We start from the raw sequence: 10,700 nt of genomic DNA, 5'->3' as shown, positions 1-10,700 counted from the left end.
TTCGCCGTTGTTCTTGGCCCGAGCCGCCGCCTCCGCTTTTCCCAAGCTATGGGTAGAAAAGATCCAGCACGGGAATCGAAGCGGCTCCGATCGCTCCCGCGCGTGCGGCCAGCAACGACGGTCGGACGATCGGGGCCTGACCGGCGAACCGCACCGGGGCGTTTTCGGACGGAAAACCGGTGGCGCGTGCCACCTTGGCCAACAGCCGGGCAGGCAGGCGGCCACCCACGATCATGAAGGCCGGGTCGATCAGATCGGCGACGTGACGAAGGACGGGAGCGAGTTGTCCGCCTGCCCGAACGCACCACGCCTCCACTTCCCCCGGATGGTCGTCGGCGATGGCGTCCAGCGCATCGAAGTCGCCGGCTGCGATATCGCGCCTGCGTAACGTCTCGAGCAGATCCTGTCCCGAGGGGCGCGGCGCATCCAGCGGGAAGAACGTGCCGAGCGGGCCGGCGTTGAAATGCGCGCCGCGATACAGGCGATTGTTGAGGAAAAGACCGCCACCGACGCCGTGTCCGATATGGATCAGCAGGAAGTCGCGGCACCCCCGACCCAATCCGGCAAGCCGTTCGCCCATCGCGCTGGTACGTCCGTCATTCTCGATAAAGACCGGTTCCGCGAAGCGCGACTGAAAGAATGCGTGCGCATCCAGCTGATCGAACGCCGGGAAATACCGGTGCGCCTGAAGCTCCAAGGTGTCGACGCGGAAATCGCCGGGAAGCGCAAAGCCCAGCCCGATCAGATCCGCGGTGCCGATAGTCGCCTGTGCGCGTGCCGTTGCCAGCGCGAGGCGAGCAACCTCCGCGACCGCATCGGGGGTCGGCTCGGTCAGCCGTGCCCGGTGAAACGCGACTTCACGCCCCGTAATGTCGATGATCGCGACATCGAGATAGCTGTGCGAAAAGCTGACCCCGGCCGAATAACCGGCATTTCCCCGAATGCCGACCGGGCGGGCGGGCTGTCCCCGGGTTCCCCGGGTCGCCTCCCCTTCCTCGACCAGTCCGTATCGGTCGAGACTGGCGAGCATCTGGGTGATCGCCGGTCGGCTCACCCCGATCCGCCGGGCAAGTTCGCTGCGCAGCATCGGCCCGTCATCGAGCAGCAGGGCGGCAAGCCGGCGGTCCGCTATGGTCAGCGATCGAAGGGGGGACAGGGAAGCCATCCCGGTCGCGTCTATCCAAATGGCAGCCTCACGCCAAACGAGTATTAAGTTAAGTGTACTTAATAGTGTCATGATCGCGGGGTAGGGAGCCGTCGACCCGGTGCGATCCGTTGCACCGCTTCGATCCAAGGGGGATATCGTGACCATCACCATTCAGCGCCGCGCCGGCTTGCTCGCCAGCGCGATCTTCATCGCCGTACCGGCGACTGCCCAGACCGTGGCCGGCGATCCCGGCGGGCAGGCGGGCGCGGCGATGGCGACCGCGCAGCCGGACGTCGAACCGCAGAACGACATTATTGTCACCGGGCAGCGCCGGCTCAGCCGCGCGCCGCAGGACGCGAAGCGTTCCAGCCTCGCGATGGTGGACAGTGTCGGCGCGCTCGAAATCCAGAAGCTGCCCGACCAGACCATCGCCGACGCGCTGGCACGCGTGCCGGGCGTGTCGCTGCAGCGCGGCTTCCAGTTCCAGAAGGGCTGGTATGCGACGATCCGCGGTCTCGACAGCAACTATAACAGCGTCGATCTCGACGGTGGCATGTTCTTCGATTCCACGCGCAACGACCGCGCCGTCTATCTCGACACCGTGCCGGCGATGGCGATCAACGAACTGGTCGTCACCAAGACGGTGACGCCGGACATGGACGCCAACTCGATCGGCGGGCACCTGTCGATCAACACGCTGCGCGCGTTCGATCTGGGCGGTGCGGCGGTGACCAAGGGCGACTTCGGCCTCAACCTGTTCGACAAGGGCGGCGCACCCGACCGCCACGGGCCGGGCAAGATCGGCAACCTCGTCGTCAAGCGGACCTTCGGGGCCGACGGCGACTTCGGGTTCGTCGGTGCGGCGTCGTGGCATGACGATCGCTACAGCCAGACCTACAACAACACCTCCGCCTATATCGTTCGGGGCGAGATCGACGTGCCGACCAGCGCGCTCCAGCGCGGCGATTTCGACATTCACGACAAGGGCTACAGCTTGCTCGGCAAGCTGGAAGCGCGCTCGACCGATCGCTTCTATGGCTTCGTCGAGGGCACCTATTTCAACAGCGACATCGTCCAGAACAATTATCGCGGCGGAACCACGGTCAACGCGGCCAATGTGACCGCCACCGCCGAGGGGCGCGGCAGCTTCACCGGCGCGAGCGCGCAGGCCTATAGCCGCGTATATTCGATCTCGCGTGAACTCATGACGGCGACCGCCGGTGGCGAGGTCAAGGTCGGCGACAATTCGAAGCTCAAGTTGGTGGGATCGGTTGAGAAGTCGAACCATGACGAGACGCTGGAGAACGGCGCGATCTATACCTTCGGGGGACTCGCCGGCACCTACGCGATCGGTGAGAACCAGGTCGATCTCGCGCTCAATCCCGCGAACGGGCTGTCTAATTCGGCGAACTGGTCGGCAAACCCGGCGTCTGCCGCGGTCGTCACGCATCTGCCGATGACCGACAAGGTCTATACCGCACGGGCGGACTATAGCTTCAACAGCTTTCCGTTCAGCGAGGGGCTGGGTCTGTCCACGGGCGTCAACTGGCGCCGCCTGCACCGCGTGTTCAACCAGTCGGCCGACAACTACACCCTGCCGTCCGGGTCCGCCTATACGCTCGACAAGGTACTGGTCGATGGCGGCAAGCGATCGACCTTCGACGGGCAGGGCATCGTCTATGTCGATCACGACGCCTATTGGAACTTCGTCAGGGCCAACGGCACGAACAATCGTACCACGTCGCCGACGGGCAGCTTCGACCTGACCGAGGACGTCATCGCGGGCTATGGTGCGGTCCATTACAACAGCGACATCGTCCATGCGCTCGCCGGGGTGCGCTACGAGAAGACGGCGTTCGACAATGCGACGGCCACGCTCAGGGCCGGCGTCGCGACGCCGGTCAGCTTCCACCGCAGCTATGACTATCTCCTGCCCAACGTGCAGGCATCGGTCGACGTGCTGCCGGTGCTGCGCCTGAAGGCGGCCTATACCGAGACGATCGCACGACCGACCTTCACGACCTTCGCGCAGGGGCTGACGATCAACAATTTCAGCAGCCTGAATGTCCTGATCCGTGGCAGCAACCCGGACCTGAAGGCGCGCCATGCGAAGAATTACGACTTGGCGGTCGAATCCTACCTGTCGCACGGCTTCTTGTCAGCCGGCCTGTTCCGCAAGGACATCAGCGGCGAAATCTACTTCCTGACGACCACGACCAACGATCCGACGACCGGCGTCGCGTCACAGCTGTCGACACCGTATAATGCCGCCAGCTCGAAGGTGACGGGCCTCGAACTCAACGCGGAATGGCGCGATTTCACCGGGCTGACGCCGGTGCTGGACGGCGTCACGCTGCGCGCCAACTACACCCGGCTGTGGGGCAGGCTCGGCGTGCTCAACGCCAACGGATCGGGGCGCACGATCGGCGCGCTGAACCAGCAGCCGACCTATATCGCCAATGCGATGGCGGTGTACGACAAGGGTCCGTTCACCGGCTCGCTATCCTATGCGCGGCGTGGTCAGGCGTTCAACGGCGGGGTCGGTGCTACCGCGGCCGGCGACACCTATATCCAGTCCTATGACAGCATCGACGCGCGCATCGCCGTGCGACCGGTCACGCGCATCGAGGTCTTCGTGGCGGCCCGCAACCTGACGAACAGCTGGTGGCGCGAGGTGACGGGGGTGAACCGCAATCAGCTCCTCTCCGCGATCCAGTCGGGAAGGTCCTATACCGTCGGTGCCCAGTTCCGGTTCTGAACCCATGCCGACACTCTCACGCAACCTGTTCGTGGCGGCGCTCGTCGGATCGGTGTTTGCCGGTCGGACGGGTGCCGTGCCGCGGCACCGGCTCACGCCCTGGACGCCCGGCACGCTCGATATCCATCACATCCACACCGGGCGTGGCAATGCGACCTTCATCGTCGCGCCCGACGGCACGACGATCCTGATCGATGCCGGCGACCTCGATCCCAAAGGCATCGAGGTCGCGAACGCCCCGCTGAAGCTGGCACCGGCCGTGCCCGATGCCGGCCTTCGCCCCGGCCAATGGATCGCGCGCTATATTCGGCAGACCGCACCGCGCGATCATCGGCGCATCGATTATGCGATCCTCACGCATTTTCACGCCGATCATGTCGGTGCGGTCGTGGCGGCCAGCCCCTGGTCCGCGACCCGCGCCTATCGTCTGTCGGGAATCACCGACGTCGGCGACGTGCTGCCGATCGGTACGCTGGTCGACCGGTTCCAGCCCGGCGACCCCGCGCCCCGCGACGACGCCGGCATCCGCAACTATGCCGCGTTCGCACGCTATCTGCACGACCATCGTGGCACCCGGCTTTCCCCGCTCTCGATCGGGCACACCGATCAGATCACGCTAGGCGCACCCGCGGCCTATCCCACCTTCAAGCTGTTGGGGATCAAGGCCGGCGTACGCATCATGGACGGGCATGGCGGCGTCACCACCGCGTTCGATCCGGCGCGCGCGATCGGCAAGGACGGCAATCCGCAGGAAAACCCGCTGAGCATCGCGCTGCGCCTGTCCTACGGCCGGTTCGATTACTATACCGGCGGCGACAATACCGGGCTGGACGAGCCCTATGCGCCCGACACGATCGATACCGAATCCGCCATCGCCCCACTGGTTGGGCCAATCGATGCGATGGCACTCGACCATCACGGCAATCGCGACGGCACCAACAGCGGCTTGCTGGCCACGCTACAGCCGCGGGTGATGGTCGAGCAGGTATACACGACCGACCAGCCCGGCGGAGAGGTCGTTCACCGCATCGCTTCACCAGCACTCTGGCCGGGACCGCGCGATCTGTTCGCGACGCATGTGTTCGATGCGACGCGGGTCGCGCTGGGGCCGGTGCTGGACCGGACCGTCACGGGCGAAGGCGGGCATGTCCTGATCCGCGTCGCCCCTGACGGCGACAGCTATCGGGTGCTGCTGCTCGACGCCCGCGCGCAGACACCGACGGTGCTCAGGTGTTTCGGTCCCTATCTCAGCCGGTAGCGGGAATAAGGCACCGATGGCCGCCGTCACGCGATCGCCGCAGCATTGCCTTCGTCACCCGCGTGGCGGTCATGCTCTAACGATGATCGGCGACGCGTCCTTCGAACGAACGGATCGCTGGAACCGTCATCAAGCCGCCGCAATAATTTGCGACATTGAATTTATTGTCCCTGTTGCTGTGGTGCCCGATGCGTTCCCTGTTCCTCGTTGCTGCCCTGGCAGCGCCACTGCCCGTCCCGGAAATGATAGACCTCGGCCAGCTGCGGATCGATCAGGTCCAGTATATCGAAACGCACAACAGCTATCATCTCGCGCCCGACCCGGAGGTGACGGTCTGGCTGGAAACCGCCGGCTTCCACGATGGCAGCTGGTCGGGTCCGCAGCTCGCCCGCGCGATCGGCTATTCGAACCTGCCGCTGACGACACAGCTGGAGTTGGGCATCCGCGCCTTCGAACTCGACGTGAACGACGATCCGACGGGCACACGCTTCGTTCGACCGGGCTTCATCGACCATCTGCGTGCAGCGGGCTTGCCGCAGACCATCCCGTGGGACCCGGCGGGCGTCCTGCGCAAGCCGGGCTTCAAGACGATCCACAAGGCGGACTATGATCCGCGCAGCACCTGCCCGCTATTCGCCGATTGCCTCGGCGAGATCGCCCGCTGGTCGGATGCGCATCCCGCGCATGTTCCGATCCTGCTGATGCTCGAAGTGAAGCGGGCGGCTACGGACCGATGTCCCGACCTGTGCGCGGACGGCTGGCATCGTCTGGAAAAGGAACTGGTCGGCGCACTGGGGCGGAACCGGATCCTGACGCCCGCCGATGCCGGCACCGGCTGGCCGACGATCGACGCGGCACGCGGCAAGATACTGATCTTCCTGCTCGATGCGGAGGAGACGGCACGATCCTATCGCGCTGGACAGAACCGGCAGCCGCTGCTCTTTACCGGTGCCCGGCCGGGAAAGGGTCAGCCGCTGCCATCCGTACGGCCGCGCTGGGCGATCCTTCCCCGCCCGGATGATCCCCGGATCGGCACCGCCATCCGGCAAGGCATGCTGGCCTATACGCGCGCCGATGCCGACACCGGGCAGGCCCGTGCCGACGACCCCGTGCCGCGCGACCGCGCGTTTGCCAGCGGCGCGCAGATCGTCTCGACCGATTACCCGGTGCCCGACCGCCGCCTGTCGAATTATACGGTACGCTTCGCTGACGGCCGCTTCGTGCGGTGCAATCCGGTGACCGCCGCTGGCCGTTGCTGACCGGTCAGACGCGGATACCGGGCAGAAAGGCCGGTTCGCAGTCCGCCGCATCGACCAGCAATCGGTAGATCGGCAGCGAGGCCGCGCCGACCATGCCGGCACGATTGCCCAGTGGTGACGCGATGACGCTGGGTCGCGGCAGACCGACACCCTCTTCGCAGAAATCAGGCGTGTCGATCTCCGCCACCAGCGCGTTGAGCAGCGGCAGCGGCAGTCGTCCGCCCACGATCACGGCGCGCGGATCGATCACCCGGGCGACGAGGCTCAGCTGTTCGCGCAACTGTCGTCCCGCGCGGCGGATCCAGCTGCGCAGCGGCGCGCATCCACCGACGCTCAATCCCTCCAGATCGGGAAAGTCATCGACCTCGATTCCGTCGCGGTGCAAATGCGCGAACAAGTCTTGTCCCGAAGGCCGCGGGCGGTCGTTGGGAAAGTGGATCCCGATCATCCCGGCATTGCCATGGACGCCGCGATAGAGCCGGCCACCCAGCACCATCGCGCCGCCGACGCCGTGCCCGATATGGACGAACAGGAAGTCGTCGATGTTCTGCCCCGCACCGAGCAGCCGTTCGCCCAGGGCTGCACTCGCCGCATCGTTCTCGACGAACAAGGGTAGCGACAGGCCATCGCGCAGTGCCGCCAATGCGCCGGCCTGGCGCCAGTTCGGGAAATAGGAATGGGCGTTGAGCTGGTCGGCACCCCGAATGAAATCGGCCGGCAGGGCGACACCAATCCCGGCCAGCCGCGCCTCGTCGACCATCCCGCGCGTCCGAACGTCGTCGACGAACCCGACGACCAGGTCATGGATCGATTCGAGGCTGATGTCGCGGGCCTGTCTCCGGACGTCGACCTGCTGCCCGGCCATGTCGACCAGACCGATCTCGACATTGTGGTGCGAGAAATAGACGCCGACGCCGTAGGCGCTGTCCACCGCGACGCTGACCGGACGCGTCGGTTGGCCGCGCGATCCGGCACGGTCGACCCGCTCGCCGACCAGGCGAAACTCCGCCAGCGTCTGGATCGCCCTGGTGATCGATCCCGCAGTCAACCCCGACATGGCGGCAAGATCGCCGCGCGCGATCGGACCGCGTCGCCAGATCATGTCGAACACCCGTCGTTCGCTGGCCGATAGCTTGAGCAGTTTCATGGCGGGAGACCTAGCACGAAGGAACGATCAGGCGCATAATTTGTACAATGCAATTTATGTGTCGCATTCATGCCCTATTGGCCGGCTCGCAACGGCGGCAGTGCCGTCATGAGGGGAAAAGGGCGGGCAATGATCAGGATCGAGCATATGTGGACCGGCGCAGCATTGGGGGCACTCGGCGTCGCGCTCGCGATACCTGCCGGTGCCGGGGCGCAGGAGATGCCACCAACCGCCGAACAGACCCCGACACCACCCGAAGGCGAGGAGATCGTCGTCACCGGGTTTCGCACGATCAACAAGCCGTTGGGCGCGATCAAGCAGGATGCCGATCAGGTCGTCGATGCGCTGACGCAAGCGCAGATCGAGCGACTGCCCGACCGCTCGCTCGCCGAGGTACTGGAGCGGCTGCCGGGCGTCAGTGCCGATCGGGGCTTCTCGTCGTCCAACGCGCGCACCGTAACGGTCCGTGGCTTCGACGCGCGCTACAATTCGATGGAGGTCGACGGCAACCTCGTCTGGAACTCGTCGCGCAACAACCGCGGTACACAACTCGACGTCTTCCCCGCGGCGGTGGTCAACCAGGTCAACGTGTTCAAGACCGTGCTGCCCGATCAGGACGCCAATTCGATCGGCGCGCATATCGAGTTGCGCACGCTGCGTGCGTTCGACGGCGGGACGCAGACCTATTCGAAGGTCCGGGCGGCCTATGGCCTGTATGAACAGGACGGCTATCCGGCGTCGGGCGGTCCATCGTTCCGCACCGACGGGGTGACGAAATTCACCTTCGGCCCGGGGCGCAACTGGGACGTCGTGCTGGGCGGTGAATATCAACAGCATCGCTTCTTCGACCGCTATAACGAGGTGACCGCCTATAGCCAGATTCGCGGGATCGACGTGCCGAACGGCGACATCTTCCACGGCCGGTTCCCGAGCAGGCAAGAACGCACCGCGCTGTACGGCAAGATCGAGACGCGCGCCGAGGACCGCTATTACGGCTTCCTGTCGGCCAGCTATTTCAACGATCGGTTGGCGCAGTCTTTCAATCGCAGCGGGACGTTCCTCACCGCGACGCGCGTCACCGGCGCGACGCGGGATGCCGGTGCCTTCACCAATGGCGTGGGCGAAACCTATTTCGAGCGTTACCGGCTCGACCGCGAAACGATCCTGATCGGCAGCGGTCTCGATTACCGGATCGCGCCCGCCGCGTCCCTTGCGCTGCGGGGTGCCTATACCCGCTACAACCATGACGAGGACCTGTTCCGGTCCGAGCGGTTCCAGCTGTCCGGCCTCGGCGGCAGCTATACGCTCGACCCGGACATGCCGGGCGTCGCGCTGTCGTCGACATCGCTGGCGATGGCATCGAATCCCGCCAACTGGGTCCAGCGTACCGGTCGCGCGGCCTTCGACCAGCAGCTTCCACACCGCGACAACGTCTACAACGCCAGCGCCGAACTGAACTGGAACGGGCAGGCGAGCGCACGCGGCCTCGGCCTGATCGGCGGACTGGGATGGCGGCGGCTCGACCGGCGCTTCGACCAGACGACACTCAACTACACGCTCGCCGGCGGGCGGGTCTATCGCCTGTCCGACGTGCTCGACCCCGCAGCGGGACCGCAGGTCCCCAACGGCACCGACCCCGTGTTTGTGAACCGTGACGCCTATATCGCCTTCATCACCGCGAACGGTGCCTTTTCGCGCGATGACGCGCCGACCACCGACTATACGCTCGAAGAAGACGTGCTGGCCGGTCATCTGTCCGGCGTCTGGACGATGCCGGGCCTGCGCGTTCTGGCCGGCGTGCGCGTCGAGCGGACCGATGTCGACAACGGCACCGGCGTCGTGACCTCTGGGGTGACGCTGCCGCAGGTCCGCCGTCGTCGCTACGACCAGATCCTGCCCAACATCCAGGTGGCGATCAGCCCGACCGCGACCTTCAAGGTCCGCCTCGCCTATACCGAGACGATCGCACGCCCCGATTTCGCGGACTTCGCCAACGGCGTGACGACGAGCTTCAATGCAGCGGGCGTCAGGATCGTCAGCGGTGCCAACCCGCAGATCGATGCCCGGGAGGCGAAAAACTATGACGGCAGCATCGAATGGTATTTTGCCGGCGGCTTCGTCTCGCTCGGCCTGTTCCGCAAAGATCTTGCGAACGAGACGTTCCGGCAAGTCCGCAACACCTTCGACGCGAACGGCGTGTTGAGTCAGATCGACACCATCCCGCTGAACACCGGCAGCGCCCAGCTGCACAGTCTGGAGGCGAGCATCGTCAAGGACCGGTTCGACATGCTGCCCGGACCGCTCGCGCATTTCGGCTTTAATGGTAACTACACGCTGCTCGACGGCGAGTGGAACGTCGTCTTTACCGATGGCAGCAAGCGCACGGTCGATGGCCTGCGCAACCAGCCCAAATGGCTCGCCAACCTGATGCTCACCTATCATCCGGGGCCGGTCGGACTGAACCTCGCCTGGCGTCTGCGGGGGCGCACCTTCACCGGCGCGTTCGGCGCGACGCCGGCACAGGATGTCTGGATCGATCGCTATCAGCGGCTCGACGCACAGGCCACCGTCAAGGTGTTGCCGACCCTGACGCTGTTCGCCGAGGCGCGCAACCTCACCAAAAGCTACTGGATCGAGCAGACCGGTCTGTCGGCGGGCGCGACGACCACCGCCACGACCCAGGGGCGATCGTTCTGGATGGGAGCGGCATTCAAGATGTGACGCCGCTATCGGGGTGGAGGCTGGCAAGCACCGCCGCTTCCACCCCGTCAGTCTGACGAAATGGTGCAGTTTGCGGAATGGGAGCCCAGCCGGCGTTCCCGATCGGGAACGGACAGCGAGACGGACGGGGCGTTTCCGGAAAGATCAAGTGGTGGGCATTACCCGCCTCGTCATATCGTGCTGACGATCGCGGCGCGGCACGGTCGATTGGTCCAGCGGCCTGTAAAGGCAGCGCCGGTCGTGCAGGAAAGATCAGAAATCGCTGGATGCCCCGTGAGGATTCGAACCTCAATTAACGGAGTCAGAGTCCGTAGTCTTACCTTTAGACGACAGGGCAGCGTCGCAGCGAGGGCGGTCGGTTAGGCTGGACGGGCGGGCGTGTCAACGAAGAATCGCACGATCTGTCCGGG

Annotated in this window: 6 protein-coding genes and 1 tRNA gene; 4 read left to right on the top strand and 3 right to left on the bottom strand. The window is 65.4% G+C overall.

Annotated elements, in window-relative coordinates; all coding sequences use genetic code 11:
• Nucleotides 1-46 precede the first annotated feature (46 nt).
• Entirely contained in the window at nucleotides 47-1,165 is a 1,119-nt protein-coding gene (locus tag ASE50_RS14750) for an ROK family transcriptional regulator (RefSeq protein WP_056402155.1), read from the bottom strand.
• 139 nt (nucleotides 1,166-1,304) lie between these two features.
• Between ASE50_RS14750 and ASE50_RS14745 the strand changes: the two genes are divergently transcribed.
• From ASE50_RS14745 to ASE50_RS14735, 3 genes are all read left to right on the top strand, one after another.
• Nucleotides 1,305-3,905, top strand: coding sequence for a TonB-dependent receptor (locus ASE50_RS14745; protein WP_056402151.1), 2,601 nt, complete (start codon nucleotides 1,305-1,307; stop codon nucleotides 3,903-3,905).
• A gap of 4 nt (nucleotides 3,906-3,909) precedes the next feature.
• Complete coding sequence (locus ASE50_RS14740) at nucleotides 3,910-5,163, top strand: MBL fold metallo-hydrolase (protein WP_056402148.1); 1,254 nt, start codon at nucleotides 3,910-3,912, stop codon at nucleotides 5,161-5,163.
• A 242-nt stretch (nucleotides 5,164-5,405) separates the two neighbouring features.
• The gene (locus ASE50_RS14735) at nucleotides 5,406-6,422 is read left to right on the top strand and encodes a Ca2+-dependent phosphoinositide-specific phospholipase C (protein WP_056402146.1); all 1,017 of its coding nucleotides are present in this window, start codon (nucleotides 5,406-5,408) and stop codon (nucleotides 6,420-6,422) included.
• Nucleotides 6,423-6,426: 4 nt separating this feature from the next.
• Here ASE50_RS14735 and ASE50_RS14730 read toward each other — a convergent pair whose 3' ends face one another.
• Entirely contained in the window at nucleotides 6,427-7,569 is a 1,143-nt protein-coding gene (locus ASE50_RS14730; RefSeq protein WP_056402142.1) for an ROK family transcriptional regulator, read from the bottom strand.
• Nucleotides 7,570-7,698: 129 nt separating this feature from the next.
• On the opposite strand from ASE50_RS14730, the gene ASE50_RS14725 reads away from it, so the two are divergent.
• Nucleotides 7,699-10,290: a TonB-dependent receptor gene (locus ASE50_RS14725; RefSeq protein WP_056402139.1), complete on the top strand. Its 2,592-nt coding sequence runs from the start codon at nucleotides 7,699-7,701 to the stop codon at nucleotides 10,288-10,290.
• 263 nt (nucleotides 10,291-10,553) lie between these two features.
• On the opposite strand, the gene ASE50_RS14720 is transcribed toward ASE50_RS14725, so the two are convergent.
• Nucleotides 10,554-10,627: transfer RNA gene (locus ASE50_RS14720), tRNA-Gln, on the bottom strand.
• Between the last annotated feature and the right edge of the window lie 73 nt (nucleotides 10,628-10,700).

Origin of the sequence: Sphingomonas sp. Leaf5 (genome assembly GCF_001421155.1) — a bacterium.
Classification (GTDB): domain Bacteria; phylum Pseudomonadota; class Alphaproteobacteria; order Sphingomonadales; family Sphingomonadaceae; genus Sphingomonas.
This window is presented reverse-complemented; position numbering and strand designations above follow the sequence as displayed.